The following is a 24,067-nucleotide window of genomic DNA, read 5'->3' as shown; positions in this document are numbered from 1 at the left end:
GATCACGCGGCCGGCAGGGCTTCGAAAATGCCGTCGAGCCAATCGAATACGCGCTGATGGGTCAGCAGCATCGCGCCCATGTGGCAGTGCGCGCCCGCACCCTCGGCCACGGTGCCGACGATCAGCTCCTTCGGGCAGGTGAGCGCCGCGTAGACGCGCTGCGCCTCACCTTTGAAGAACAGATCGTCCTCGGCGTCGAAAACGAGTGTCGGGCAGTCGATCTGGTCCGCGATGCCGGCCAGCGTGTACGGCTTGGTCTTGCGGACGTAGTCGGCCGGTGAGGTCGCGCCGAAGGTCCAGGTGCCGTTGCGCAGCGCCCACCGGACGCCGGTGCTGACGGCCATGATCAGCCCGACCACCGAGAGCGCCTCGGCATCGCGCCCGGATTCGACCCATTCGGCGAGGAATTCGGGCATCGCCGTGGTGTTGGCGGCGTGGTAGTCGAACAGGCCGTCATTGAGCACGAGCGCGGCGATCCGGTGCTCGAAGGCGGCCGCGCGGGCGACCAGATAGCCGCCGAGGCTGTAGCCGTACACCGCGATTCGTTCCTGGTCCACCTCCGGCAGGCTCAGCGCGAAGTCGACGACCGGGGTGATGACCGCCTCCCAGTCGTGCCGGAAGGGCAGGCCCTGCTCGCGGATCACCGCGCCCTGACCTGGTCCGTCGAACGCGAGCACGTGATAGCCGCGCTCGACCGCGGCGGCGGCCAGAGCGAACCACGCCTCCTCCAGGGTGGAGTCGAAGCCGCTGTTGAAGATCACCGTCGGCCGCGGCTCGCCGGAATCGTCGGCCAGGAACAGGTAGCCGGGAAGAGTGGTGTCCTGGAACGGAATCCTCACCCCGCGCACCGGGGTGTCGAGCAATTCGGCTGCCTGCGCGAAGGTTTCGCGGGATCGGCGGGACAGCTCGCGGGCGACGGGGTCCTCGGCGGGGTTGTCGCGCAGGTAGAACTCCGCGGTGCGGTAGTAGTTCGAGGCGCGCAGCAGTGCGTCGCGGGCGCTGACCGTGCGCCCCTTCGCCAGCGCGTCGGTGCCGATCGCGTGCACCCGCTCGGCGGTGGCCTGCCACTCGCGCTGCCAGGCCGCCTCGTCGCCGTCGGTGATCCGGCTCGCGGTGGCCAGCACCTCGCCCAGATCGGCGCCGCGATAGCCGGCGAAGCCCACCGCGCGCAGCGCCTCGAAGTCGAAGGACTCGTCGTCGAACTGGAATTTCATGGCCCTACCTCGATCTATACGTCGATACGGTTGCGTTTCGTCGCGCATCCAGAACGCTACGACGACTCACGACGAAACGCAACCGTATCGACGTTGTTAGGATGAGCACATGACAGATTCACCCCGCGTCCCCGCCGGAGCCGCGGTGATGCAGCCGCAGGTCACCACCGCGATCACCCGCGCGGCGTTCGCCGAGCTGGCCGAGGTCGGCTACGGCAAGCTGACGATGGAGGGGGTGGCGCGGCGCGCGGGCGTCAGCAAGCCGACGCTGTACCGGCGGTGGGCGACCAAGGAGCAACTGGTGCTCGCGCTCGTCGAACAGGTGGCGGTGGCGGCCGCGGAGGTGCCGGACACCGGGTCGCTGCGCGGCGACCTGCGGGCGTTCCTCGCGGCCACGGCCGCGGGGTTCAGTCATCCGCTCGCCTCGCGGATCATCCCCGACCTGCTCGCCGAGGGCATCCGCACGCCCGCCGTCGCCGACGCGTTGCAGGCGGTGGGGCACAGCCGCCGGGAGAAGGTCGCGCGGATACTGCGTCGCGGGATCGATCGGGGCGAACTCCCGGCCGAGCTCGACCTCGAGCTCGCCCTCGATCTGTGTATCGCCCCGCTGTTCTGGCGGCGCCTGCTGGGCGGGGAGCCGACCAGCCCCGATTACCTGGACGGCCTGACGAATACGTTGATCGCGGCGTTCCGCGGGTGAGGCCGTCCGGAAAAGCGTTATGGCCGGCGTCAGCCGAGGGGCTTGGTAAGCCCCTCGGCTGAACGACCGGCCATCAGGTCAGCGTTTGAACGCGTCCCGCAATTTGTCCGCGGCGCGTTTCACGTTGCCGCGAGCCTGTTCTCGACGTCCCTCGGCTTCCAGGCGGCGGTTGCCCACCGCACGGCCGAGGTATTTCTTCGCGTTGCCCCGGGCGGCCTGCACCTGGTGCGCGATCCGATCTTCGAACCTACTCATGGTCGGTCCCTAGTAATACCAGCGCCGACCGCCGACCGGGCGGCCGACCGAGCCGGCGATCATGAGCACGAGGCCGACGACGAGGATGATGAGACCTGCGGTGGTGAGCAATCCGATTCCGAGCAGCCACCCCGCGATGAGGAGGACAAGTCCGAGAATAATCATGGTCGTATTTCCTTTTCTCGATGATTATTTCGACGCCGGCGCCTGCACGCGGGTGGTGCTTTCGGCGCGCGGTGTGCCACCGGCCGGAGTCGTGGCCGGGCGGCGCACGAATCGACTCCAGACGGGCTCGCGGTGCGGCTGCGGTTCGGGCTCCTTGCGGACCGGCGGTGTGCTGCCGCCCGCTAGATCGCGCCGGACCGCCGCCATTTCGCGGCGGGATTGCCTGAGCTCACGGCGTGCCACCATGTTTCGGCGGGACACACGCCAGACACCGGTCAGCAATAGGGAAAGGCCGACGGCGCCGATGGCGCCGAGGACGATGCCGTAGCCGAACAGCAGGCCGCTGGAGCCGTGGAAGTGGTAGTCGAAGACGGCGAAATCACTTGATAGGAAGTGTGCTTCGCCGTTGTTCGCCACCACGCCTGCGACGCCGACGATCACAGCTGCGATCAAGACGACGAGCCCGATGATGATGATCATGACAATCCTGTTGTGTCGAGTTGTATGACATCCCGGCTATTCCCGGGGACTCGACAACCAAACGTAGGGAATCGAACTCAACTGTTCGCCGGCGTTTACCGGCCGGCATTCGGTGTATCCGAAGAGCATGAGTTCGTACACCATCACCCTGCACAACGTCACCCACGAGTCCGCCTCCGCCATCGAATCCTCGCTACGCGGCATCAACGGCGTCGACTATGTCGACATCGACGTGCCGTCCGAGTCCGCCACGGTCAACTCCGACCTCACCTACAACGAGGTACTCGAGGCGATCCGTAATACCGGCGTCGCCGCGAGCTGATCTTGCTGCCCGGCTGGACGATTCGATCTCCGGCCGGTTCAGCGCCTGCCGAGATCGAGCCGCCGGGTCACCCGGTCCACGAGGTCCGGCGGCATGCCCGGCTCACGGCGCGCGTTCAACGCTTCCCGCCGACCCGCCTCGACCACCTCGTCGCGGATGACGCGTAACCGCTTGGCCACCTTCACATTCCGCTCGGCTTCCGCCTTGGCGTCCGCGTCGGCCGCCTGCGGGTCGGCGCGCGCCATTCGCTGTCGGAAGCCGTCGCGCAGGCGTTCGTAGACGTCGTCGGGTAGATCTTGTTCGGCGGCCACCTCTTTCAAGCGCGTCATCTCCGCCTTGATGACCCGGTCCCACAGCTGGCGTTCGAGTTCGCGTTCCTTCTGGGTGTCCGCGTGCACACCGGTGAGCCGAACCACGAGCGGCAGCGTCGGCCCTTGCAGCAGCAGTGTGAACAGGACGACGACGAACGCCGTGAACAGGATCTCGGTGCGGCCGGGAAAGTCCTGTCCGTCGTCGGTCACGAACGGAATGGCCAGTGCCAGTGCGACCGTCGCGACGCCGCGCATCCCGGCCCACCAGGTGACGACCGTCTCCCGCCAGGTGTAGGGCTCGTCGGCGTTCGGCCACCAGGCGCGGCCGATCGCCCAGGTGGTCAACAGCCAGACCAGGCGCAGTCCGACCACGACCGCGACCACCGCGCCGGCCCCGCCGAGCAGCTTCGGCCAGTCGTGGCCGGTCGCGTCGAGCACCGCGCCGAGCTCCAGGCCGATCAGGCCGAACGCGAAGCCGCTCAACAACATTTCGATGATGTCCCAGAACGAGGCACCGACCAGCCGGTAGTCCGAATCGCCGAACTCGGTGACCGCGTCGGTCAGGTACAGCGCGCAGACCAGCACCGCGAGCACGCCGGACCCGTGCCACGCCTCGGCGAGGCCATACGCGGCGAACGGCAGCAGCAGGCTCAACGCGACCTGCCACGTCGCCTCCGCGAGGTAGTTGGTCAACCGGCTCCCCGCCCAGCCGAGCACCAGCCCGACCGCGATCGCGACTACCGCCGAGATCACGAATTCCGCCGCGGCGCGCGGCGCGGAGAACTTTCCGGTGACCACGGCCTGCACCGCGACGCCATAGATGACGATCGCGGTGACATCGTTGAACAGCCCCTCACCCCCGAGCACCACCACCAGCCGGCGGGGCAACCCGAGACTGCCCGCCAACGCGGTGGCCGCCACCGGATCCGGCGGCGCGACCAACGCGCCCAACGCCACCGCGGCGGCGATCGGCAACGCCGGATACCAGGCGTGGAACACCGCGGCCACCGCCGCGGCCGTCGCGACCACCAGCCCGAACGCCCGCAGCGCGATCAACCCCCAGTTCTCCGCGAACTGCCGCCACGACGTCCGGCGCGACGCCGCGTACAGCAACGGCGGCAACACCAACGGCAAGATCAGATCCGGCGGGATATTGATCCGCGGGGCAAACGGGACCAGCGCCACCACGCACCCGAACACCGTCATCAACACCGCCGACGCCACCCCGAGCCGCTTGCCCAACGGCTCGGCGAGGATCGCGGCGAACAGAATCACGAACATCAGCACCAACTGGTCCATGACCGACCAGTCTGCGATGCGCGCCGGACGTTGCTCGGCCGCCGCGCCGAACCACGGCCGTGAGATTTGCCGCGCAATAGCCCGTCGGCGGTCCCCGGTGGGCAGCGGACCGTCGAGAAGTCTTGCTGCCCAATGCGAGATGATGAACCGGTGACAGAGGTATTCGGGGCCGGGTTCGCGGCAGATCCGTGGCCGACGCTGGCCAGGTTGCGCGCCGAGGGCGGGGTGCACCGGGTTCGGACGCCCGACGGTCCGCCCGCGTGGCTGGTGACCGGGTACGGCGATGTGCGCGCGGGACTGCTGGACGATCGGCTGTCGACCAACGTTAGCCGGGCGGGCGCCGAGGACTATCGGGGTTTCGCGGTCCCGCCGTCGATGCTCGCATTTTTGCTTGCCGATCGGGTCGAACATGCGCGGCTGCGCCACTTCGTGACCAGCGAACTGTCACCACGACGGCTGACCGAATGGTCGCACCGCACCCCGATCCTGGTCGATTCCTTTCTGCGCGAACTAGATTCGGGAGCCGAGGTCGACCTGGTCGAACGGCTCGCCGTCCCGCTGCCCGCCGCCGTGCTCGGCGAACTACTCGGACTGGCAGCCGCCGAACGCGAAAGCCTGCTCGCCTGGGCGAATTCGACCCTGCTCCCCGCGGCCGATCCTCCGCGCGCCAGGGACACCCTGACCACCATGCTCGCGATCATCACCGCGACAACGGAACAGGCCCGATCCGCACGCGCCGACACCCTGCTGGGCCGGCTGGTCGCGGCGCACGACGACACCGGCGCTCCGTCCGCGGACGAACTCGCCGGATTGCTCTTCTATCTCCTGTTCGTCTGGTACGAGGTACTCGTCGACCTGATCGCCGGCTCGGTGCTGACCCTCCTCGGCCGCCCGGATCAGCTGCGTGTCCTGCACGGCACCGCGGAAAAGCATTCGGCGGTAGACGAATTGCTGCGCTATCTGTCGCCGCAGGTCCTCGCCGGACCACGGTTCGCGACCACCGATCTGACCATCGGCGGGCAGACCATCCGCGCCGGACAGACCGTGCTGCTGTGCCTCGCCGCGGCCAATCGCGACCCCGGAATCTTCGACCGCCCAGACGAATTGGACCTCGCCCGCGCGCCCCACGCCCAGCTCGCCCTCGGCTACGGTCTGCACGCCTGCCTTGGCAACGCGCTGGTGCGCACCCTGACTGGAACTGCCCTCGACCATATCTTCACCCGCTGGCCGGGCATCGCGCTGACGGTGGACGAGCGAGATATCGCCTGGCGCTCGGGGTTCCGGCATCGCGGCCCGTACACCCTGCCGGTGAAGCTCGGCTGATCCGCCGTATCACCGGTACCGGACGGGCTCCGGCACGCGCCGCGCCGGGACCAGCTCCCACCAGGTCACGCAGCGCCAGACCCATTCGACCGGACCGTAGCGGAACCGGGTGAGCCAGGCCCAGCTGGCGACGGCCTGGACGGCGATGATCGCGGCGGCCAGGGCCAGCAGGACGCCGTATCTGGCGGTGCCGGCCAAGCCGAGGTGCGGTTCGGCGAGCAGGATCAGCGCGGTGGCGGCGAGGTAGTTGGTCAGGGCCATCCGGCCCATCGGCGCCAGGATGTCGGACAGGACACCGCCTGCTTCGGTGCGCAAGACCAGTAGCAGGCCGGTCAGGTAGGCGAGGGCGCCGAGCAGTCCGGCGATCGGCGGTGCGTTGCTGATCAGCAGGTCGAGGTACGGCACGCGGTACTCCCACAGTGCGGTCAGCACCGCCGCGGGGGCGCCAGCGCGAAGACCGCGGCGATCTGCCAGCCGCGTTCGTCGAGGGTGTCGGCGATGCCGTAGCGAGCGGTGGCCAGGCCGAGCAGGAAGAGCCCGGGGACCAGGCCGAAGCCGCCGCCCAGGGTCACGGCGACACCGACCGTCGCGGCCAACCCGGCGATCAGAATCGCCAGGCGCGGCAGGCCGGCGGCGGGCAGCAGGATCACCAGCCCGACGAGCGCGTAGGGCAGGAGTGCCTCGCCGGGCTGGAACTGATGATGGACGAGGCCGAGCAGGCCGAGTGCGACCAGACGGCGGAGCAGAACCAGGCGGGGACGGTCGGTGCGCTGGGCCGCGCTGTCCAGGAACAGCGCGAAACTCAGGCCGAACAGGAACGAGAAGATCGGGAAGAAGCGGCCCTCGAACAGCACCGAGAGCAGGTGCCGCAGCGGAACCATCTCCCCCGGCGCGCGCACCACCTCCATGTCGGTGAGCTGCCAGATGTTGACCACGAGAATCCCGCACAGGGCCAATCCGCGCACGGCGTCGAGCTCGTGGATGCGGCCCGTGTCGTTGTGCATGTGTCTCAAACTAACGATCACCCACGCCGGAGCCACGCTTCTCCGACGTGATGTCGCCCATATACTTCGTGCACTAACTGTTTGTGCGTTAATCTTGAATACAGTTCGACAGGAGGTCAGATGGACGATCCGTTGCAGCTCGACCGGCAGGTGTGCTTCGCGCTGGCCGTGGCCAATCGCGCGGTGCTCGGCGTCTATCGGCCGCTGCTCGAACCGCTCGGCCTCACCCATCCGCAGTATCTGGTGATGCTCGCGCTGTGGGGCGAGGCGCCGATGTCGGTGAAGGCGATCGCCGAGGCCATCCAGCTGGACTCGCCCACGCTGTCGCCACTGCTCAAGCGGTTGGCGAGCGCCGGGCTGATCACCCGCGAACGGGACAGCCGAGACGAACGGAATCTGGTCATCGATTTGACCGAGGCCGGAGTCGCGCTGCGCAAGCAGGCCGAGCGGATCCCGCCCGCGGTGGTCGAGCGGCTCGGCGTCACCCTCGCCGATCTCGAGGAACTGCGCGAGGTACTCACCCGCGTCAACCAGGCCGCGCGTCGATCGATGACCGTCTAGCCCTCGTCAGGAGTTCGTATGTCCCGAAAAGCACGGCGGCCCAACCCCATCCAGTGGATCGGTTACGCCTTCGGGCGCCGCCTGCCCGACTCGATGCTGGACTGGGTGCGCAACGACCTGGCCGGCAAACACGCGACCACCCGGCACATCGTGCGCGGCATGATCCCGTTCACCCCGCTGTTCGTCGTCTTCCTGCTCTTCCCCGGCGAGCTGTGGTTGCGCGGCGCGATGGTGCTGCTCGCCGTGCTGCTCGCGCTGTTCTACACCGCGGCCTTCATGCCGATGAACCGCGCGCACCGCCTCGTCAAGCACGGCTTACCGGCCGACCTGGAGAACCCGGAGCGCAGTCGCCGCCGCGCCCTCGAACGCGCGAGATACGCTGCCCAGCACCCGCATTGAGGCCGGTCCTCACCGGAACCGCCACCGCCGACCCCGCCGCTGGGCGGTGGATCGGCCGGGTGGCGCGGTCACTGTTGTCTTGGCCCGCAACCGATCCCGCCACGGGGCGGGGGCCGGTCGAACGGTTCGTCGGACCCAATGTCGCCGCATAGCAGCCACGCTCAGCGCAGCGCCCACGGCGCGATGTCGCGCACCGCGACGTAGCCGTCGTCGTCGAGATCGTCGTCGTCCAGGAAATCCAGCCAATTCCGCACGGCGCGAACGAGAGTCCACGCTCTGGCCCGATCGGCGTCGAGACCTGCGCCGTCGACGATCGCGGCGAACCGGTCGTCCAGCGACGACTCCGAGCGGCGGTTCCAGATCAGCGACAGCGTGGTGAATTCGGGGTCGCCGACGAGTGGTTTGGGATCGATGACCAGCCACGGTTCGCGCGTCCCGGCCAGCACGTTCTCGTAGTGCAGATCCTCGTTCACCAGCAGCCGAGCGGCATCGGGACCCAACTGGTCACATACCTCCACGGCCGCGTCCAGCAGCTTGCGCGGAAACGGCTCGCCGAGGCGCTGCCAGTCCCCGGGCAGTTCCACCGCGTGGCGTTCGGCCTCGATCCGCAGGTCGCGGCCGAGACCCGGCGGGGCCGGGATCGCGAGCCGGGCCAGCAGGCCGGCGGCGATCCGCACGGCGTCGCCGATCGGCTCGGTCGCCAGCGATCTGCTCGAATCGAGGCGTTCCAGCAGCAGCACGCCGCGCTCGGGATCGCTGTCGAGCAGCCGCACCGCACCCACCCCGGCCCAGGTGGCGAGCGCGAGCGGTTCATCGCGGGTCTCCGGCTCCACCATGCTCAGCTTCAGCACGACCTCGGTGCCGTCGGCCCTGGTGGCCGGCAGCACCAACCCCACGTAACCGTGCATCGCCGGGCCGTCGTAACTCAGTTGCCAGCGTCGCCGGTAGTCCTCGGCCAGCGCGGGCAGCTCGGCCAGCCAGGCCAGCGCCTCCGCCCCCGCGGTCCGGGCGATGTGCTCGGCGAAAAACTCGGGAACAATGCTCACCCTTCGAGCCTCTCAGCCGTGTCCAGCCAATTTCAACGGCCGCGAACGCCGAGGACGGCCAGTTGGACGCGGTTGGTCGTCCCGGTTTTGGCCATCAGGTTGGTGATGTGGGTTTTGACCGTGGTGATGCCGAGGTGCAGGCGTTCGGCGATGTCGGCGTTGGCCAGGCCCTCGGCGACCAGGGGGAGCACCTCGGATTCGCGGGCGGTCAGCCCTGCGGGAACGACGGGTTCGGGCGGCGGCGCGCCGGTGCGGGCGGCCAGGGCGGAGTCCACGACGCGGCGGAGGATGTCGGGCGAGAACGGGTGGTCGCCGGCCGCGGCGCGGTGGATGCCGTGCAGGAGGTCGGTGGGTGAGGCGTCCTTGACCAGGAAGCCGCAGGCCCCGGCGGAGAGCGCCGGGTAGAGGTGATCGTCGTCGTCGAAGGTGGTGAGGGCGAGCACGCGGGCGCTCGGCCGATTGGCGAGAATCGCCGCGGTAGCCCGGATTCCGTCCATGCCTGGCATGCGGAGGTCCATCAGGATCACGTCGGGGGTCAGCTGTTCGGCGAGGCGGACGGCATCGGTGCCGGTGGCGGCCTCCCCCACCACTTCAACGCCCGCGTCGGTCTGGCAGAGCATGCGCAGTCCCGCACGGACCAGGTGCTGGTCGTCGACGATGAGCACACGAACCGTCATGGCCGCACCGGCTTGCCGAGCGGAAGGCGTGCTGCGAGTTGCCATTCCGGGCCGACGCGGCCGGCGGTGCAGTCGCCGCCGAGTAGTTCGACGCGCTCGCGCAGGCCGATCAGGCCGAGACCGTGACCGCCGGACCGGTTCGCGGCGGAACCACCGCCGGGGTTCGACGGAATTCCGTTGTCACGCAGGGTGAATCGGACCTCGCCGTCCCACATGGCAATGGTCAGCCGGGCTTCGGCGCCGGCGCCCGCGTGTTTCGTGATGTTCGATATGCCCTCCTGGGTGAGGCGCAGCAGCGTAAGCGCAAGTACCGCATCGACTTCGATGATGTCGTCGGTCACCTCGGCGGCGACCGTGATCCCCGACTGCCGGGCGCGGTCCAGCACGGCGGTGAGTGCGGCGGGCAGGTCGGCGGGGGCGAGGAAGGAGTCGCCGGTCATCGCCGGATCGCGCAGGATGGCAACCAATCTGCGCAGGTCGGCGAGGGTTTCCTTGCCGCTGGCGTGGATGTCGTCGAGGACTTCGAGTGCGCCGGGCGGCGCGTCGGGCATGGCGTGCCTGGCGACGCCGACGCGCAGCACGGTCGAGGACACGTGATGGGCGATCAGGTCGTGCAATTCCCTGGCGATGGCGGTGCGCTCGATGGCGCGCGCCGCGGCGACCTCGGCGTCGCGGCGCTGGGCGACCTCGTGGGCCTCGCGGCGCGCGCGGTCGGCGCCCGCACGCGCGCTACGCAGCAGAATGCCGATCATTACCGGCGCGCCCGCCATCACCACGGCGCGATAGCCGTTCGCGGCCAGGTCACCGCTGGGATGCAGGAGATAGGCCCCGGCCAGCGCGCACGCGGCCAGCCACGGTCGCCAGCCGGATCGGCGCGCCGACAACTCGATCAGCGCGATCGCGGCGGCCACCTTCGCCACCACCGGGCCGGTGTCACCGATCTCGAAGCCGAGCAGCAAGAGTGCGCTCACCAGGATCGACGTGCCGAACGGCCAGCGCACCCCGCCCGCCGTGACCAGCACCGCGAGCATCCCGATCGCCCAGTCCAGCGGACTCGGCCGACCGGCGAGGAAGATCAGATACCCGGCCGCGGCGACCGCGAGCACCAGCATCCGCACCGGCAGGAACCGCGCGTCGAGCCACGACTCCACGCCCCTGGTCATTCCGGCCGATCGCACCACGTCCTCATCATGCCGCGCGTTGCGACCGCCCGGCTCCTCCCGCCGTAGGAGCGGCCTCCTCCGCGCGGCCGAGATTCGGGCCGGCGGGCGGAGTCCGCAGAGCGCGGCTGCCGAGAAGGTGAAAGGCATGACGAACGAAAACGACCCGGCAGCAGCCGCACCCGACGGCGACGAACCGCACAACCCGGCCCGGCCCGACGCCGGAACCGCCAGGCCGAGCCGCAGGCGACTGCTCGGCACGATGGCGGCGTCCGGTCTCGCGGTCGGTGCGGCCGCGGGCCTCGCCGGCGGCGTCGCACTGGGCGCGAATTCCAACCCGCCGAAGTTCACCCCGGCCGCGCTGCGGCGGTTCGCGGGCAAGACCGTGCTGATCACCGGCGCGACCTCGGGCATCGGCGCGGCGGCGGCACACTTGTTCGCGGCCGAAGGCGGGCGAGTCGCGTTCTGCGGGCGGCGGGAAGACCGCGGCCGGGCGGTGGAGCGCGAGATCCGCGCCGCGGGCGGCGAGGCGACCTACATCCGCGCGGACGTCCTGGTCGAGGAGGACGTCCGTAATTTCGTCGACTCGGCCGTGAAAACCTATGGCGGACTGGATGTCGCGTTCAACAATGCCGGCATCACCGTGCAGAAGAAGCTGCACGAGTACAGCACCGCGGACTTCGACCGGGTGCTGCACACCAACCTGCGCGGCACCTTCCTCGCGATGAAATACGAAGTGCCGCACATGCTTCGCAACGGCGGGGGCACCATCGTGGTCACCTCGTCGAGCAACGCGCTCGCCACCGACGCCGGTCGCGGCGCGTACACCGCGAGCAAGCGCGGCCTGGTCGGCCTGGTCCAGGCCGCGGCGCTGGACTACGCGGCGAACGGCATCCGGGTCAACGCGCTGGTCCCCGGCACCACGGACACCGAATTGGTGCGCCGGGCAGGCGGATTCGAGAACCTCCCGGATGACGCGTACCAGGTGCTGATGAAACAGTGGGCGAGCAGCAATGTTCCGGGTCTCGGCCGGCTGGCGACGCCGGCCGAGATCGCCGCGTTCGCGCTCACCCTCGCCTCCACCGAGCACCCGTATCTCACCGGCGCCCAACTGGTCATCGACGGCGGAAAGACCGCGCACGCCTGAGCATCAGCGCAGCGCCCACGGTCCGATCTCCTGGACGGACGGGTAGCCGGGGTCGGCGCAGTCCGGCTCCTCGGCGAACCACAACCAGTTACGGGCGCACTGCACGAGGGTCCAGGCGCGGGCCAGGTCGGCGTCCAGGCCGGCCAGGTCGACCACGGCGGCGAAGCGGTCGTCGAGCGCGGATTCGGTTCGGCGACTCCACAACAGCGACAGCGTGGCGAATTCGGGATCACCGGCCAGCGGCTGCGGATCGATGACCAACCACGGTTCCCGTTGTGCCGCAAGCACGTTCTCGAAGTGCAGGTCTTCGTTCACCAGCAGCTGGTCCGCGCCGGGGCCGAGCTGGGTGCACACCTCGACGGCCGCGTCCAGCAGCTTGCGCGGGTACGGTTCGCCCAGCCGGGCCCACTCCCTCGGCAGTTCCTCGGCCCAGCCCGCGGATTCGGTGCGCAGATTCCGGGAAATGCCCTGCGGCACCGGGATTGCCAGCCTGCGCAGGAGTTCGCAGGTGATCCGCACCGCGTCGTCGATCGGCTCGGTGTGCAGTGAGCGCCTGGCATCGAGGCGTTCCAGCAGCATGGCTCCGTCGGCGGCGTCGCTCGCGTAGAGCAGCACCGCGCCGTCACCCTGCCACGCGGCGAGCGCGACCGGCTCGTCCTTGGTCTCGGGGGTCAGGTAGGCCAGCTTGAGCACGGCCGGGCCGCCGTCCGCGCGCCGGACGGGCAGCACCAGCGCGCCGTAGCCGTGCATGGACGGTCCGTCGAAGGTGAGGCGCCAGCGATCGGCGTAGTGCGCGGCAAGCTCGGGCAGGCGGTCGAGCCAGGCCTTGGCCGGCGCCCCCTCCTGGTCGGCGAGTCGGGTGGCGAAGAATTCGGGCACGACGATCACGCCATCGAGCATCTCAGCCGTGTCGATCGATTTTCGGCGGACCCGATCAGGGGGCGGGCGGCGGGGGCGGCGGCACCGGAATGAACGGCGGCAGCCCGGGAAACAACGGTGGTGGGGCCGGCGGCGGAGCGGGCGCGGGCGGCGGTCCTGGATCGGCGGGCGGCGGTCCTGGATCGACCGGCGGCGGACCCGGATTCACGGCCTGCGGACCCGGATTCGCGGCCGGTGGGCCGGGATTCACCGGCGGCGGTCCGGGATCGGCGGGCGGTGGGCCCGGATTGGGCGGCAACGGCGCGGGCGCACCCGGCGGCAGCGGGACGCAAACCCAGCGACCATCCGGTGGCAACCCCCACTGCGCGGCGATCCCGTCGTGCGAACAATCGTCACCGACCGCGTGGATGTCCGGACCTTGTCCCTGCGGCAGGCAGACCGAACGACCGTCGGGCCCCCGGCCCCAGCGCGCGGTGATGCCGTCGTGCGAGCAGTCGTCCCCGATCCGGTGCACGTCCTGCCCGGCCGGGACGCACGCCCACTGCCCGGCCCGCAGATCCCAGCGGGCCTGGATGCCGCCCGCCGAGCAGTCGTCGCCGAGCTTGCGGGCGGGCTGCGGGACCGGCGGGACCGGCGTGGCGGGCCCCGGGCTCACCCGATTGGGCGTCGAGCCGGCGGTACCGCGGGACGACGGACTCGCGGTGCCGGTCGTCGAGGCCGACTTCTCGTCCTTCGAGTCCCCGCCCGACCCGAGCAGCAGCCCGATCGCGACCACCAGCACCAGCGCCGCGGCGACCACCGCGGCGATGACCAGGCCACGGTTGTCGGCGCCCCGTTCGGGTTCGTGACTGCCGCCGGGTGCCACCATCGAAACCGCCTTCACTGTATGGACAGGGAAACACCGGTACGAAAGTTGATCTTCACGGCAGGCTACCCGAAGGTTGCTGAGTCGATGTTCACTTTATGCAGTTTTCGTTTGCGCAGGTAGAAGCTATTTATGAGAAATAGCTGCCGGTAAACCAGTTTGCTGGACGGGTCACTGCTTGGGCAGCGCGCCCGCGACCCCGCCGACGTCGGCGACCTTCCAGCCGTTGTTCGGATCGACGTTCACCGTGTAGGTGACGGTGGTCTGCGCGCCCTCGGGCGTCTGGGCGCTGGTCGAGGTGACGTTGAGGAAGACGTTCACCTTGTAGACCCCGTTGTCGGTGTTCATCACCTTCGCGGTGATCGGCGTCGAGGTCGAGGTCCACTTCAGCGGGACCAGGATGTCCTGCAGCTTCGACGCGGTGGCGTCGAACTTGCCGGCCAGCTGCGGGGTGGTGTTGGACTTGAGCTTGGTGACCCAGCCGTTGACGTCCTGGAAGTTGATGTTGGACGCACCGACCGCGTAGTCGGTGGCCACCTGCTCGGCATGCCGGTCGGCGGCGGCCGCGGCGTCGCGGTCGCTGAGGTCGCCGCGCGCCGAGGCCCACAGCGTCGCGAACACGGCGGTGGCGGCGGCCAGCGCCACCAGCGCGGCGCCGAACGCGACGGTCGACAGGCGGATCGACACGGTCCGCCCGCCCTTGTCCGCCACGGGCGCGGCCGCGGCGGTGTCGGCGTCGGTGTTCGACTTCGGTTCGGTCACAACGTCGTTCGACATCGCGGCCTCCTTCCTACTTGATGGCGACCCGCACCTTGACTGCGCCGTCGGCGTCGACGTCGGCGAGGGCCTGGGAGATCAGGGTGGAGATATCGATCCGCGGTGCGGCCGAGACGATCGCGTCGAGCAGCGGGCGCAGGATCGGCGCCAGCGAACTCAGCTCCGGCTGCAATTCACGCAGCGCGGCGACGGTCTTCTCGGTGAACGGGGCGACCCCGTTGCCGGTGGTGTACTGGTCGATGGGCTCGCTGTCGACCATGCTGCCCACGTGCGTGACCAGGTTGCTCACCGCCTCGGCGAACTTGGTCCACTCGGGTGCGGCGGCGCTGAACGACGGGCCGACCCAGTCCATATTGGTCGCCGTGTTCTGCAGGCTGTTGAGCAGCGAGACGATCTGCGGGTTGCGGCTCATGATGGCGGCCGCGAGCAGGTCGCCGGAGCGCGCCAGGTTGGGGATCGCGCCGTCGGTGCCGGCCAGGGACTGCTCCGCCGTGCTCACCAGCGAGCCGACGACGGCCGGGTCGAGCTGGTTCAGCGTCGCGGTGGCCAGCCGGGCGACCTCCGGAATCGACAGCGGCGTACGCACATTGGCGGTCTTGAGCTGCTGGCCGTCCCGAATGTACGGTCCGCCTTCGGAATTCGGCCGGAACTCGACGTACGGCTCGCCGAGCGCGGACAGGTGCTCGATGGTGACCGTGCTGTCGGTGGGCACCTGCCGGTCGGCGACCAGCTTCAGGCCGACCTCGACGCCGGCGATGCTGTTGGTCACCGAGTTGACCCGGCCCACCTCGATGCCGGTGAGCAGCACCGGCGAACCGACCGCCAGCCCGCCGGAATTGGCCAGCACCATGGTGGCGTGGGTGTAGTCGCGCAGCGGATCGACCCGTACCACGCCGAAGGTCAGATACCCCGCACCCAGCACGATGATGGCGGCGATGCCGCCGAGCGAGGCGAGCGAACCGAGCTTCATCGGACGACTCCGATCATGCGTAGCGTCTGGATGATCCGGTCGGTCTGCTCCGGAACCGGCACCGCGGCGCCGTCGGTCTGCACCCCGACGATGTTCAGCTTGGGTCCGCGCTCGGCGAACGGAATGATCTTGTCGCGGATCAGCGAAACCAGGGTTCGCAGGTTCGACGGCTGGCTCAGATCCAGCGGGCGGGCCGAGGCCAGCAGCGGCAGGAACGCCTGCACGGTGCCGTCGGCGCTGGTCAGCAGCGGGCCGAGCCAGGTGAGCGAGGTGCCGATCGGGCCGAGCGCGTCGAAGATCTTGGTCACGCCGATGATGGACGGCGCGATGCCGTTCATCTGATCGACCGACTCCTGGGTCAGCAGCTGCGCGAGTTCGGGCCGGATCTCGTGCAGGACATTGGAGTTGCGGTCGATGCCGTCGAGCAGCGAATCCAGCCGGTCGAGATGATTGCCCAGATCGACCGCGTCGTCGGCCATGGTCTTGCCGATCTGCGCGGTCCGGCCGACGTCCTTGGGCAGCACGTCGTTGAGCTGTTCGATGGTGTCCTGCACCTGCTGGATCGCGCCGCCCTGGGTGAAGGTGGCCAGCGCGGACATCGTGTCTTCCAGCTGCACCGGAGGTTTGGTCTGCGACAGCGGAATGGTGCCGTCGGCGGGCAGCAGCTTGTCGAAGCCGTTCGTCGGGGTGAGCAGCGCGAGGTGGATGTCGCCGAGCACGGTGTTCTGCCGCAGTTCGGCACGCGTGGCCGCGGGGAGCCGCACCGATTCCGCGATGCGGGCGTCGACCACGACGTAGCCGCCGTTACCGCCGGTCTTGGCCGAATCCACCACTGCCACACCGGAGACCGTGCCGACCTGCGCGCCGTTTGCCATGATCTTGGCCCGCGCGGGCAGATTCAGCACGTTCCGGAACTGGATCTTGATGTTGTAGGTGGCGCCGGAGACCTCGGCGCCGGGCACCGGCACCGACGACGGGTCGAAGGCGCACCCGGCGGCGGGCAGCACGCCCACCATGACCGCCGCGACGCCCGCGACGAAACGCGCACCACGCCGGTGGCTTTCGGACCGATGGAGGGAGACGGTCAGCCGTCCCGCGTCGTCTCGCTGAATCTTCATCGCGCACCTGCCATTCCGAACACCAGATCCGCCATGTCGATCCTGGCCACGCCGCCGTCCGCGGTGCAGCGCCCCGGCGCGACCACGTTCACCGCCGCGCAGGCCTCCTGCGGGATCGCGACCTTCGGTGGGGCGTAGGCGATCCCCTTGCTCACCGAGCGGACCGCGTCGGTCAGCACCGGCATCATCGACACGACCTGGGCCAGCGAACCGACCCGGGCGCGCAGGAACTTCACCAGCGGCACGGTGAAATCCAGGGACTTCATGATCGGATCACCGAACGCGGTGGTCAGGTCGTTGAGCACCGGAAGGAGTTGGGCGAGACCGTCGATCACGTCCGCGCCCGGCACCAGCAGGTCTTCCCTGGCCGTGACGAGCACCGGGGCCAGCCGGGTGAACATGGATTCGATGTCGCCCCAATGCTCCTCGACCTTCTTGCCGACCGAGGAGAACGCGTCGAAGACGCCGACCAGGTGGCCGATGTCCGCGTCCGGCGCGGCCATCGCGCCGCTGAGCTGCTTGATGATCTCGTTGATCTGCGGCCCGGTGCCCGCGGTGGCCGCGTTCAGCTGGGACAGCCCGTTGGCCAGCGCGTCGGGCGTCTTGGCGTCCGGGCCGGAGATCTCCGCGGACAGCTGGGCGACGGCGTTCAACGTCTCGGTGACGCTCTTCGGCGTCATCGTCTTGGTGATGCACTGCGACGAGTTCCAGCGCGCGGTGTCCTTACCGGTCGACACCACCGCGAGCTCGCGCGCCGCGACGATGCTGTTGGCCAGCGTGGTGGCGCCCGCGTCGGCGTACACCGGCTTGTCCGCCTCGACGGCGAACTCGACCTTCACCGCTTTACCCTGCGGGGCAATGGAAGTCACCGTGCCGACCGGAATGCCGCGCATGGTCACCTGATTGCCGACGTAGAGCCCGACGGTGTCCGGCATGATCGCGCAATAACTCTCGGTCCGCTTCAGCGGATCGAAGACGATGAAGTAGCCGACCACCACCAGCACGACCGCGACGACCGCGCCCGAAACCGACATGAACGCCCGGGACGCGAGGACCTTGTGCAGCATCAGCAATCCCTCCCCGGCACCGGGACGCACACTCGCGCAAGCGCGTTCGGGGGCGCGGTAATGGTCTGGCCGGACTGATCGATGCGCACGCCGTCGTCCGGTATGGCCAAGTTCGACAGCTTCTGCTGGATGTCCTGCACCGAGCCGACGACCGGATCGAGCCGGCCGAGCAGTTCCTCCATCCGCGGTACCGCGTCGAACAGCGGCTGCAGCTTCGGCTCGATCTGCGCGTAGGTGGGCGCGATGGCGGCGGCCTTGCCGATCACGGCCCGCAGCAGGCGGATGCCCTCGGCCAGCTCGGCGCGCTTGTCCAGCACCAGGTCCTCCAGGAGGTTGGTGGCCTGCACCAGCCGGCCGAGCGAGCCCTTGGCGCCGTCGTACATGGTGACGTATTCGTCGGCGTTGGCGATCGCCTTGGAGATCATCACGTGCTGGCGATTGAGGTCGTCGACGAAGCTGTTGAGGCTGTCGAGCGTGGTGCGCAAGGTGTCGGGGGCCTGTGCGACCGAGGTGCCGAGCGCGGCGAGGTTGCGCCGCAGGGTATCTCCGTCGATCTTGCGCAGCGGCTCGGCCGCGTCCTGGAAGGTCTGCACGAGGCTGTACGGCAGGCGCACCCGGTCGGCCGGAATGTGCTTGTCCCCCAACGGTTTGGTACCGGACGGGAACAGCGCCACGTAGTTGCCGCCGACGATGGTGAGCATGCGCACGTCCAGCGTCGACTGGTCGCCGACGAACACCGAGGAGTCGACGGTGAACCGCATGATCACCCGATCCGGCTTCAGCTCCAGCGATTTCACCGTGCCGACGCTGACCCCGGCGACCCGGATGTCGTCACCGGACTGCACCGACTGGGCCTCCGACAGCTCGGCCGTGTAGGTCTTCTTGCCGAACGGGACGACGTAGAGCACGCCGGCCGCGATCGCCAGGATCGCCACCAGCACCACGCCGACGATGCCGAGCCGGATCTCGCGCCGCTTGCGCTCCGGCTCGCCGATCACCCGGCGGTCGGCGAACATCGAGCTCAACCAGCGCATACCGCCACCTGCTGTCCTGCGATCAGTACGCCGAATACCTGCGGCACGTCGGCCCGGCCCTTGGTGCACTGCGGCTTCCAGCCGGCCACCGCGGACTTGGGGATGGCGGCGTCGAAGCCGGCCAGCAGCCCAGGCAGCTTGTCGAACACCTCGAGCGCCTGCTGGGGATCGGGAAAGATCTTCTGGATCAACGCGTTCACGTCGTCGGGGCTTTGCAGGCCGAGCGCGTTGAACAGGTTGTCCAGCGGCCCGAGCACCGACGGCGCGGCGGCGGCGAACTGGGCCAGGCCGGTCATGTTGGATTGCAGGCCGGAGATGACGTCGGCCAGCCGGGCCAGGATCGGCACCATGTAGTGGATCTTGCCGCTGGCCGTGTCGTGCAGGTCGGACAGGTTCTGCAGCACCGCGTCGATCACCGTCTGCCGGTCCTTGACGTGCGCCGCGAGCTTGTCGATCGCCTCCAGCGCGGGACCGATGCCGTTGCCGTCACCCTCGATCAGCGCGACCATGCTGGCGCTGAACTGGTTGATCTCCTCCGGAGAGATGGTGGCCAGCACCGGCTTCAGGCCGTTGAACATGCTGGTCACGTCGAACGAGGGCACGGTGTGATCGGTGCCGATGGTCGCACCGCCGGGGACGCGCTTGCCTGGCTGCGGCTGCTGTTGCAGGTCGATGTAGCGCTGACCGGTGAGGTTCTGGTAGCGGATGGCCAGTTTCGAGTTGTCGTAGATCGGCGCGTCGGTCTTCAGGGACAACCGGACTCGGGCCTGCGTGCCATCGAGTGCGACGCCGTCGACCTTGCCGACCTGCACGCCGTACATGCGCACGTCGTCGCCGACCTTGAGGCCGTTGGCGTCGGTGAACAGCGCGGCGTGCTGTTCGGTCGGCCCGGAGACCGGCCGCTTGATCGCGGTGCAGACGATGACCAGCACGCCGATCATCACGGCGGCGAACAGCGCGAGACGCCATGCGGCGGAACGTACGTTCATCGGGCACCACCCAGCAGCGGCGCCAGCACCGGCATCCCGCTCACATCGACCTCGGCGTTCAGCACCGGTCCGTCCGGCGTATCCGGCATGGCCGCGCGCAGGCGGCGCAGCAGTTCGGTGAGGTCGGCGCCGGACTGGCGCGGTTGCGGCACCATCTGCGTGAGCAGCGCCAGCACCGGGCCGAGCTGGTCGGTGAGCCCGGACAGGTCGCCGCCGAGCGCACCGCCCAGATTCGCGATGCCGGGCAGCAGTCGTTCGGTGTGCATCCGCACGCCGGCGTCGAAGGCTTCTCGATTGCTTTGCAGCCGTGGGATATTCCGCAGGATGTACACCATCAGCTCGTTCGCGCCGGCGAAATCGCCCGCGCCGTAGAACGCGGGGCCGAGCCGGCCGGCCAGCTCCGAGGGCGGCATCCGCTGGTTGTCGGTGACGATCTGGGCCACCTGGATGATCGACTGCGCGAGCGGGGTGAACGCCTTCATGTCGTGCGAGACCTGGCTGATCACCGTGGCCATCTGCGGGGTGAGCACCGAGTCGCCGGTCTGCGACAGGCTGCGCAGCATGCTGCCCATGGTCGCGTCGAACACGGCGTCGGTGTGGCTGCCGGTCAGGTCGATCACGCTGTCGTCGCGCAGCGCGGACCCGCCGGAGCCGCGGCGCAGGCCGATCTCGCTGATCCCGAACAGGTTCGCCGGCGCGTAGTCGACCTTCATACTGTCGTCGAGGCCGTGCAACTGAGCCGGGTTGAGCCGCAAGGTGATTCGCTGCGTGCCGCGTTCGTCGGGGGCGATCGCCGCGACCGTGCCCACCTGGACGCCGTCCACCCGCACCGGCGTGCCCTCGAGCACGCCGTCACCGATCTGCTCGGTGTGCAGGGTGATCCGTAACCCGCTGTCGGAGCGGAACTCTCGATAGATCAGGCCGGCCGCCAGGACGGCGACGATCACGCCGACCGCGACCACCCCGACCAGGCGGGTCTGCCGCTTGTCGATGGCCACTCCGGGCATTCCGTACTTCGGCATCGCCATTACCCCGTAAAGCTGATCGTCGCGTTGAAGCCCCACAGCACGATGGTGAGGACCATGTCGATGGCCACGATCGCCACCGACGAGGCGCGCACCGCGCGGCCGGAGGCAATGCCGACCCCCTCGGGCCCGCCGGTGGCGAAGAAGCCGTAGTAGCTGTGGATCAGGATCACCACGGTGGCGAAGATGGCCACCTTGATCACCGCGGCGACCACGTCGAACCCGGACACGAACTGGAAGAAGTAGTGGTCGTAGACGCCCGCGGATTGGCCGTGCACCAGCGTGATCAGCCCGCGGCAGGACAGGTAGGCCAGGATCAGCCCGATCAGGAAGGTGGGCACGATCGAGATCGCGCCGGCGATCACCCGGGTGGTCACCACGAACGGCACCGAGCGCAGGCCCATGGCCTCGAGCGCGTCGATCTCCTCGGAGATGCGCATGGAGCCGATCTCGGCGGTGATGCGGCAGCCTGCCTGCGCGGCGAAGCCGATGGCCGCGGCGATCGGCGCGAGTTCGCGGGTGGTGGCGTACGCGGAGACGATGCCGGTGACCGGGCCCATGCCGAGCATGTTCAGCATGGTGAACGATTCCACGGCCACCGAGGCGCCCATGACCAGGCCGAGCACGATCATCATCGGCACGGTGCCGCCGCCGACGATGACCGAGCCGCGGCCCCAGGTCATGTCGGAGATGATGCGCAACGTCTCGTCGCGGTAGTGCTTGAGCGTCGACGGGATCGAGGACAGCACCTGCCAGACGAAGGCGAGCACGAAGCCGAGCGACTCGAAGCGCGCGAGCAGCAGGCCGCGCCGGTGATAGAAGCGGGCGAGCCAGCCCAGTCCCCTGGGCGCGTAACTGGAGGCGGCCACGTCAGACCAGCCTGGTCGGCAGGAACATCTCGACCACCTGGGTGACGCCCAGGTTGACGACGGCGATCGACACGACCGACAGCACCACCGCCGCGTTCACCGCGTCGGCGACCCCGCGCGGTCCGCCCTTGGCCTCCAGCCCGCGCTGGCAGGCGATGACCACCACGAGGAAGCCGAACAGGGCCGCCTTGAGCAGCGAGACCCACACGTCGGCGACGGTGGTGAAGGAGCCGAAGGTGGCCCAGTAGCTGCCCGGGGTGACGTTCTGGCCACCGACGGCGACCGCGTACCCCGCGACGATGCCGACGAAGATGATGAGGATGTTCAGCAGCGGGGCGACCAGGATCATCGCGACCAGCCGCGGGATCACCAGGCGCGGAATCGGACTGATGCCCATGGTGTTGAGCGCGTCGATCTCCTCGCGGATGGTGCGCGCGCCGAGATCGGCGGCGATAGCGGCCGCGCCCGCGCCGCCGAGCAGGAATCCGGTGGCCAGCGGGGCGCCCTGTTTGATCACGCCGAGGCCGCCGGTCGCGCCGAGCAGCGAGTCCGCACCGAGGGTGTGGATGAGATTGCCGACCTGAATGGAGACGATGACGCCGAACGGGATCGCGATGAGGATCGCGGGAATCGCGGTGACGGTCACCAGGCGCCATGCCTGCGTGGTCGCCTCGCGCCACTGGAACTGCCCGCGGGCGATCCCGGTGACCGAGCCGGTCACCGATTCGCGCGCGATGTCCACGGCGCGGCCGAACGTCCGCAAGGACGAGACGACCGTGTCGGAGAAGTTCTTGCGGACGATACGAACGGCAGCGGCGCTCGAGCGAGCCCGGGTCACAGGCGCCACGCGTGGCCCCGGCCAGGCCGGTGTGTCTCAGGTTTCACAATCGCTCTCTCCATGATGGGCGTCACTGCCACCAAGAAGCTATCGGTGACAATCGGTAACAGTAAAGCTGATCACGGTGTGATCATCGCCTCCTATTCGATTGCCCGCGACTAGCCGAAAGCGCTGGTCAAAACGTCCGAATGGAAGTAGTTCGGCGTTCTGCAACAAGTTATCAGCGCATTTCGCTAATCAATATGACTCGCATCACGTAACTCGGTTAACTCCGAGCAAGATCGCGATGACCGCGCGGTGCGGACCAAATCCGCGAAAAAGACAAGGTAGACGCGATATCGCGGCAAATCGGTGCACGGCGGGACAACAGTCAGCACACCAAAAGTGCGTGACCCGGGTCACTCGATCGCGAATTCGAATTCTCCGCCGTGAGCTGAATCACGCCCCACTACGGACTGGCCGCCAGGAAAACAAAAGCGGAGAACAGCGCCAAATGCACCCCGCCCTGCAAAAGCGTCGCCCGACCGGGGACAACCGTCAGCACGCCGACCACGATCGTGAGCGCGAGCAACACCATTTGGGTGGCGCCGAGGCCGAGTTCCAGCGGACCGTCCAGCCAAATGGTCGCCACCGCGATCGCCGGAATGGTCAGGCCGATGCTGGCCATGGCCGAGCCGAGCGCGAGATTGAGGCTGATCTGCACCTGATCGCGACGCGCGGCCCGCACCGCGGCGAGGGTCTCCGGCAGCAGCACGAGCAGCGCGATCACCACGCCGACCGCGGACGGCGGCAGCCCGGCGTCGGCGACGGCCGACTCGATGGACGGCGAGACCACCTTGGCCAGCCCGACCACGCAGACCAGCGCGACGAACAGCATCGCCAGGCTGAGCAGTGCGGCCCTGCTGGTCGGCGATTCGCTGTGCTCGTCGTCGTCGGTGACCACGCCGTTGCCCTCGACCGGCAGGAAGTCGTCCGGATGCCGCACCGTCTGGACCATCACGAACAACCCGTACAGCGCGAGCGAGGCGACCGCGGCGAAGGCCAGTTGCCCGGCGGAGAACTCCGGCCCGGACTGGCTGGTGGTGAAGGTCGGCAGCACCAGGCTGAGCGTGGCCAGCGTGGCGACCGTGGCCAGCGCCGCGCCGGTGCCCTCGGCATTGAACACCGCCACCCGTCTGCGCAGCGCGCCGACCAGCAGCGAGAGGCCGAAGATGCCGTTGCAGGTGATCATCACCGCGGCGAAGACCGTGTCGCGGGCCAGCGAGGCGGCCTTGTCGCCGCCGGAGATCATCAGCGTGACGATGAGCGCCACCTCGATGATGGTGACCGCGACCGCGAGCACCAGCGACCCGAACGGCTCGCCGACCCGGTGCGCGACCACCTCCGCGTGATAGACCGCCGCGAGCACCGCGCCGATCAGGGCCGCGGCCACCGCGACGACGGCGACCCCGGACAGGCTTCGGCCCCAGGTCGCGGCCAGCGCGAGGGCGGCAAGGAGAGGAATGAACACGGTCCAGCGGTCGGTCAACACACGGATCATGTGTTCCATCGTTGCAGCTAACCCTCCGCATCC

Annotated in this window: 28 protein-coding genes; 6 read left to right on the top strand and 22 right to left on the bottom strand. The window is 69.0% G+C overall.

All coding sequences use genetic code 11. From position 1 onward, the window contains the following. Window positions 1-2 precede the first annotated feature (2 nt). Window positions 3-1,214 carry an alpha/beta hydrolase family protein gene (locus ACFQ9K_RS00485; RefSeq protein WP_378719748.1) on the bottom strand — a complete coding sequence of 404 codons (1,212 nt, stop codon included), beginning with the start codon at window positions 1,212-1,214 and terminating at the stop codon, window positions 3-5. A gap of 109 nt (window positions 1,215-1,323) precedes the next feature. Between ACFQ9K_RS00485 and ACFQ9K_RS00480 the strand changes: the two genes are divergently transcribed. After that, window positions 1,324-1,914 (top strand): TetR/AcrR family transcriptional regulator, encoded by a 591-nt coding sequence (locus tag ACFQ9K_RS00480; RefSeq protein WP_378982622.1) that lies wholly within the window; start codon window positions 1,324-1,326, stop codon window positions 1,912-1,914. A 78-nt stretch (window positions 1,915-1,992) separates the two neighbouring features. Here ACFQ9K_RS00480 and ACFQ9K_RS00475 read toward each other — a convergent pair whose 3' ends face one another. The 3 genes from ACFQ9K_RS00475 to ACFQ9K_RS00465 are packed head-to-tail and all read right to left on the bottom strand — an operon-like array spanning window position 1,993 to window position 2,814. After that, on the bottom strand, window positions 1,993-2,169 hold the full coding sequence (locus ACFQ9K_RS00475; RefSeq protein WP_378718755.1) for a CsbD family protein: 177 nt from the start codon (window positions 2,167-2,169) through the stop codon (window positions 1,993-1,995). Between the two features lie 9 nt (window positions 2,170-2,178). Continuing rightward, a complete protein-coding gene (locus ACFQ9K_RS00470; RefSeq protein ID WP_378718754.1) occupies window positions 2,179-2,334 on the bottom strand; it encodes a DUF6131 family protein in 156 nt (51 codons plus the stop codon). 24 nt (window positions 2,335-2,358) lie between these two features. Next, window positions 2,359-2,814 carry a hypothetical protein gene (locus ACFQ9K_RS00465; protein ID WP_378718752.1) on the bottom strand — a complete coding sequence of 152 codons (456 nt, stop codon included), beginning with the start codon at window positions 2,812-2,814 and terminating at the stop codon, window positions 2,359-2,361. A gap of 127 nt (window positions 2,815-2,941) precedes the next feature. Here ACFQ9K_RS00465 and ACFQ9K_RS00460 point away from each other — a divergent pair, with 127 nt between their 5' ends. Then, on the top strand, window positions 2,942-3,136 hold the full coding sequence (locus ACFQ9K_RS00460; RefSeq protein WP_378718750.1) for a heavy metal-associated domain-containing protein: 195 nt from the start codon (window positions 2,942-2,944) through the stop codon (window positions 3,134-3,136). Window positions 3,137-3,174: 38 nt separating this feature from the next. Here the strand turns inward: ACFQ9K_RS00460 and ACFQ9K_RS00455 are convergent, their stop codons facing one another. After that, on the bottom strand, window positions 3,175-4,746 hold the full coding sequence (locus ACFQ9K_RS00455) for a Na+/H+ antiporter (protein ID WP_378718748.1): 1,572 nt from the start codon (window positions 4,744-4,746) through the stop codon (window positions 3,175-3,177). 150 nt (window positions 4,747-4,896) lie between these two features. Between ACFQ9K_RS00455 and ACFQ9K_RS00450 the strand changes: the two genes are divergently transcribed. Continuing rightward, on the top strand, window positions 4,897-6,069 hold the full coding sequence (locus tag ACFQ9K_RS00450; RefSeq protein WP_378718747.1) for a cytochrome P450: 1,173 nt from the start codon (window positions 4,897-4,899) through the stop codon (window positions 6,067-6,069). A gap of 9 nt (window positions 6,070-6,078) precedes the next feature. On the opposite strand, the gene ACFQ9K_RS00445 is transcribed toward ACFQ9K_RS00450, so the two are convergent. Together ACFQ9K_RS00445 and ACFQ9K_RS00440 are read right to left on the bottom strand one after the other, a co-directional pair. After that, a complete protein-coding gene (locus tag ACFQ9K_RS00445) occupies window positions 6,079-6,501 on the bottom strand; it encodes a DUF418 domain-containing protein (protein ID WP_378718746.1) in 423 nt (140 codons plus the stop codon). Then, window positions 6,495-7,073, bottom strand: a complete 579-nt coding sequence (locus tag ACFQ9K_RS00440) for a hypothetical protein (protein WP_378718745.1) — start codon at window positions 7,071-7,073, stop codon at window positions 6,495-6,497. The genes ACFQ9K_RS00445 and ACFQ9K_RS00440 overlap by 7 nt, the downstream gene beginning before the upstream one ends. Window positions 7,074-7,193: 120 nt before the next feature. Here ACFQ9K_RS00440 and ACFQ9K_RS00435 point away from each other — a divergent pair, with 120 nt between their 5' ends. Together ACFQ9K_RS00435 and ACFQ9K_RS00430 are read left to right on the top strand one after the other, a co-directional pair. Continuing rightward, complete coding sequence (locus ACFQ9K_RS00435; protein ID WP_378718743.1) at window positions 7,194-7,634, top strand: MarR family winged helix-turn-helix transcriptional regulator; 441 nt, start codon at window positions 7,194-7,196, stop codon at window positions 7,632-7,634. Window positions 7,635-7,652: 18 nt separating this feature from the next. Continuing rightward, window positions 7,653-8,033, top strand: coding sequence for a DUF5313 family protein (locus ACFQ9K_RS00430; protein ID WP_378718742.1), 381 nt, complete (start codon window positions 7,653-7,655; stop codon window positions 8,031-8,033). A 161-nt stretch (window positions 8,034-8,194) separates the two neighbouring features. Here the strand turns inward: ACFQ9K_RS00430 and ACFQ9K_RS00425 are convergent, their stop codons facing one another. The 3 genes from ACFQ9K_RS00425 to ACFQ9K_RS00415 are packed head-to-tail and all read right to left on the bottom strand — an operon-like array spanning window position 8,195 to window position 10,937. Further along, window positions 8,195-9,079, bottom strand: coding sequence for an aminoglycoside phosphotransferase family protein (locus tag ACFQ9K_RS00425; RefSeq protein ID WP_378718740.1), 885 nt, complete (start codon window positions 9,077-9,079; stop codon window positions 8,195-8,197). 32 nt (window positions 9,080-9,111) lie between these two features. Further along, complete coding sequence (locus ACFQ9K_RS00420) at window positions 9,112-9,756, bottom strand: response regulator (protein WP_378718738.1); 645 nt, start codon at window positions 9,754-9,756, stop codon at window positions 9,112-9,114. Next, complete coding sequence (locus ACFQ9K_RS00415; RefSeq protein WP_378718736.1) at window positions 9,753-10,937, bottom strand: sensor histidine kinase; 1,185 nt, start codon at window positions 10,935-10,937, stop codon at window positions 9,753-9,755. Before ACFQ9K_RS00415 ends, ACFQ9K_RS00420 begins: the two co-directional genes overlap by 4 nt. Before the next feature lie 127 nt (window positions 10,938-11,064). Between ACFQ9K_RS00415 and ACFQ9K_RS00410 the strand changes: the two genes are divergently transcribed. Beyond that, entirely contained in the window at window positions 11,065-12,063 is a 999-nt protein-coding gene (locus ACFQ9K_RS00410; protein ID WP_378718734.1) for an SDR family NAD(P)-dependent oxidoreductase, read from the top strand. Window positions 12,064-12,066: 3 nt separating this feature from the next. On the opposite strand, the gene ACFQ9K_RS00405 is transcribed toward ACFQ9K_RS00410, so the two are convergent. The 12 genes from ACFQ9K_RS00405 to ACFQ9K_RS00350 all read right to left on the bottom strand — a co-directional run bounded on the left by ACFQ9K_RS00405 (window position 12,067) and on the right by ACFQ9K_RS00350 (window position 24,034). Continuing rightward, window positions 12,067-12,951: an aminoglycoside phosphotransferase family protein gene (locus tag ACFQ9K_RS00405; RefSeq protein ID WP_378718732.1), complete on the bottom strand. Its 885-nt coding sequence runs from the start codon at window positions 12,949-12,951 to the stop codon at window positions 12,067-12,069. 46 nt (window positions 12,952-12,997) lie between these two features. Continuing rightward, window positions 12,998-13,810, bottom strand: coding sequence for a hypothetical protein (locus tag ACFQ9K_RS00400; protein ID WP_378718730.1), 813 nt, complete (start codon window positions 13,808-13,810; stop codon window positions 12,998-13,000). A 168-nt stretch (window positions 13,811-13,978) separates the two neighbouring features. Then, window positions 13,979-14,584 (bottom strand): hypothetical protein, encoded by a 606-nt coding sequence (locus ACFQ9K_RS00395; RefSeq protein ID WP_378718729.1) that lies wholly within the window; start codon window positions 14,582-14,584, stop codon window positions 13,979-13,981. 13 nt (window positions 14,585-14,597) lie between these two features. Next, the gene (locus ACFQ9K_RS00390; protein ID WP_378718727.1) at window positions 14,598-15,554 is read right to left on the bottom strand and encodes an MlaD family protein; all 957 of its coding nucleotides are present in this window, start codon (window positions 15,552-15,554) and stop codon (window positions 14,598-14,600) included. Beyond that, a complete protein-coding gene (locus ACFQ9K_RS00385; protein ID WP_378718725.1) occupies window positions 15,551-16,672 on the bottom strand; it encodes an MlaD family protein in 1,122 nt (373 codons plus the stop codon). Before ACFQ9K_RS00385 ends, ACFQ9K_RS00390 begins: the two co-directional genes overlap by 4 nt. After that, a complete protein-coding gene (locus ACFQ9K_RS00380; RefSeq protein WP_378718723.1) occupies window positions 16,669-17,739 on the bottom strand; it encodes an MlaD family protein in 1,071 nt (356 codons plus the stop codon). Before ACFQ9K_RS00380 ends, ACFQ9K_RS00385 begins: the two co-directional genes overlap by 4 nt. After that, entirely contained in the window at window positions 17,739-18,773 is a 1,035-nt protein-coding gene (locus tag ACFQ9K_RS00375; protein WP_378718721.1) for an MlaD family protein, read from the bottom strand. Before ACFQ9K_RS00375 ends, ACFQ9K_RS00380 begins: the two co-directional genes overlap by 1 nt. Further along, entirely contained in the window at window positions 18,761-19,762 is a 1,002-nt protein-coding gene (locus ACFQ9K_RS00370) for an MlaD family protein (protein WP_378718720.1), read from the bottom strand. Before ACFQ9K_RS00370 ends, ACFQ9K_RS00375 begins: the two co-directional genes overlap by 13 nt. Continuing rightward, window positions 19,759-20,826, bottom strand: a complete 1,068-nt coding sequence (locus ACFQ9K_RS00365) for an MlaD family protein (protein ID WP_378718718.1) — start codon at window positions 20,824-20,826, stop codon at window positions 19,759-19,761. Before ACFQ9K_RS00365 ends, ACFQ9K_RS00370 begins: the two co-directional genes overlap by 4 nt. Continuing rightward, entirely contained in the window at window positions 20,790-21,656 is an 867-nt protein-coding gene (locus ACFQ9K_RS00360) for an ABC transporter permease (RefSeq protein WP_378718716.1), read from the bottom strand. The genes ACFQ9K_RS00365 and ACFQ9K_RS00360 overlap by 37 nt, the downstream gene beginning before the upstream one ends. A 1-nt stretch (window position 21,657) precedes the next feature. Next, window positions 21,658-22,503, bottom strand: a complete 846-nt coding sequence (locus ACFQ9K_RS00355) for an ABC transporter permease (protein ID WP_378718714.1) — start codon at window positions 22,501-22,503, stop codon at window positions 21,658-21,660. A gap of 439 nt (window positions 22,504-22,942) precedes the next feature. Then, complete coding sequence (locus ACFQ9K_RS00350; RefSeq protein ID WP_378718712.1) at window positions 22,943-24,034, bottom strand: calcium:proton antiporter; 1,092 nt, start codon at window positions 24,032-24,034, stop codon at window positions 22,943-22,945. Window positions 24,035-24,067: the final 33 nt, after the last annotated feature.

It is taken from the genome of Nocardia sp. NPDC056564, from assembly GCF_042793755.1.
In the GTDB taxonomy this organism is placed as follows: domain Bacteria; phylum Actinomycetota; class Actinomycetes; order Mycobacteriales; family Mycobacteriaceae; genus Nocardia.
The sequence above is the reverse complement of the archived record's forward strand: the minus strand, read 5'-3'. Positions and strand labels throughout refer to the sequence as shown.

Bases quoted from the DNA above. Each gene is read 5' to 3' on its own strand.
- ACFQ9K_RS00485 (WP_378719748.1), bottom strand. From the start codon at position 1,214: ATGAAATTCCAGTTCGACGACGAGTCCTTCGACTTCGAGGCGCTGCGC.
- ACFQ9K_RS00480 (WP_378982622.1), top strand. From the start codon at position 1,324: ATGACAGATTCACCCCGCGTCCCCGCCGGAGCCGCGGTGATGCAGCCG.
- ACFQ9K_RS00475 (WP_378718755.1), bottom strand. From the start codon at position 2,169: ATGAGTAGGTTCGAAGATCGGATCGCGCACCAGGTGCAGGCCGCCCGG.
- ACFQ9K_RS00470 (WP_378718754.1), bottom strand. From the start codon at position 2,334: ATGATTATTCTCGGACTTGTCCTCCTCATCGCGGGGTGGCTGCTCGGA.
- ACFQ9K_RS00465 (WP_378718752.1), bottom strand. From the start codon at position 2,814: ATGATCATCATCATCGGGCTCGTCGTCTTGATCGCAGCTGTGATCGTC.
- ACFQ9K_RS00460 (WP_378718750.1), top strand. From the start codon at position 2,942: ATGAGTTCGTACACCATCACCCTGCACAACGTCACCCACGAGTCCGCC.
- ACFQ9K_RS00455 (WP_378718748.1), bottom strand. From the start codon at position 4,746: ATGGACCAGTTGGTGCTGATGTTCGTGATTCTGTTCGCCGCGATCCTC.
- ACFQ9K_RS00440 (WP_378718745.1), bottom strand. From the start codon at position 7,073: ATGCACAACGACACGGGCCGCATCCACGAGCTCGACGCCGTGCGCGGA.
- ACFQ9K_RS00435 (WP_378718743.1), top strand. From the start codon at position 7,194: ATGGACGATCCGTTGCAGCTCGACCGGCAGGTGTGCTTCGCGCTGGCC.
- ACFQ9K_RS00430 (WP_378718742.1), top strand. From the start codon at position 7,653: ATGTCCCGAAAAGCACGGCGGCCCAACCCCATCCAGTGGATCGGTTAC.
- ACFQ9K_RS00420 (WP_378718738.1), bottom strand. From the start codon at position 9,756: ATGACGGTTCGTGTGCTCATCGTCGACGACCAGCACCTGGTCCGTGCG.
- ACFQ9K_RS00410 (WP_378718734.1), top strand. From the start codon at position 11,065: ATGACGAACGAAAACGACCCGGCAGCAGCCGCACCCGACGGCGACGAA.
- ACFQ9K_RS00400 (WP_378718730.1), bottom strand. From the start codon at position 13,810: ATGGTGGCACCCGGCGGCAGTCACGAACCCGAACGGGGCGCCGACAAC.
- ACFQ9K_RS00395 (WP_378718729.1), bottom strand. From the start codon at position 14,584: ATGTCGAACGACGTTGTGACCGAACCGAAGTCGAACACCGACGCCGAC.
- ACFQ9K_RS00390 (WP_378718727.1), bottom strand. From the start codon at position 15,554: ATGAAGCTCGGTTCGCTCGCCTCGCTCGGCGGCATCGCCGCCATCATC.
- ACFQ9K_RS00385 (WP_378718725.1), bottom strand. From the start codon at position 16,672: ATGAAGATTCAGCGAGACGACGCGGGACGGCTGACCGTCTCCCTCCAT.
- ACFQ9K_RS00380 (WP_378718723.1), bottom strand. From the start codon at position 17,739: ATGCTGCACAAGGTCCTCGCGTCCCGGGCGTTCATGTCGGTTTCGGGC.
- ACFQ9K_RS00375 (WP_378718721.1), bottom strand. From the start codon at position 18,773: ATGCGCTGGTTGAGCTCGATGTTCGCCGACCGCCGGGTGATCGGCGAG.
- ACFQ9K_RS00370 (WP_378718720.1), bottom strand. From the start codon at position 19,762: ATGAACGTACGTTCCGCCGCATGGCGTCTCGCGCTGTTCGCCGCCGTG.
- ACFQ9K_RS00350 (WP_378718712.1), bottom strand. From the start codon at position 24,034: ATGATCCGTGTGTTGACCGACCGCTGGACCGTGTTCATTCCTCTCCTT.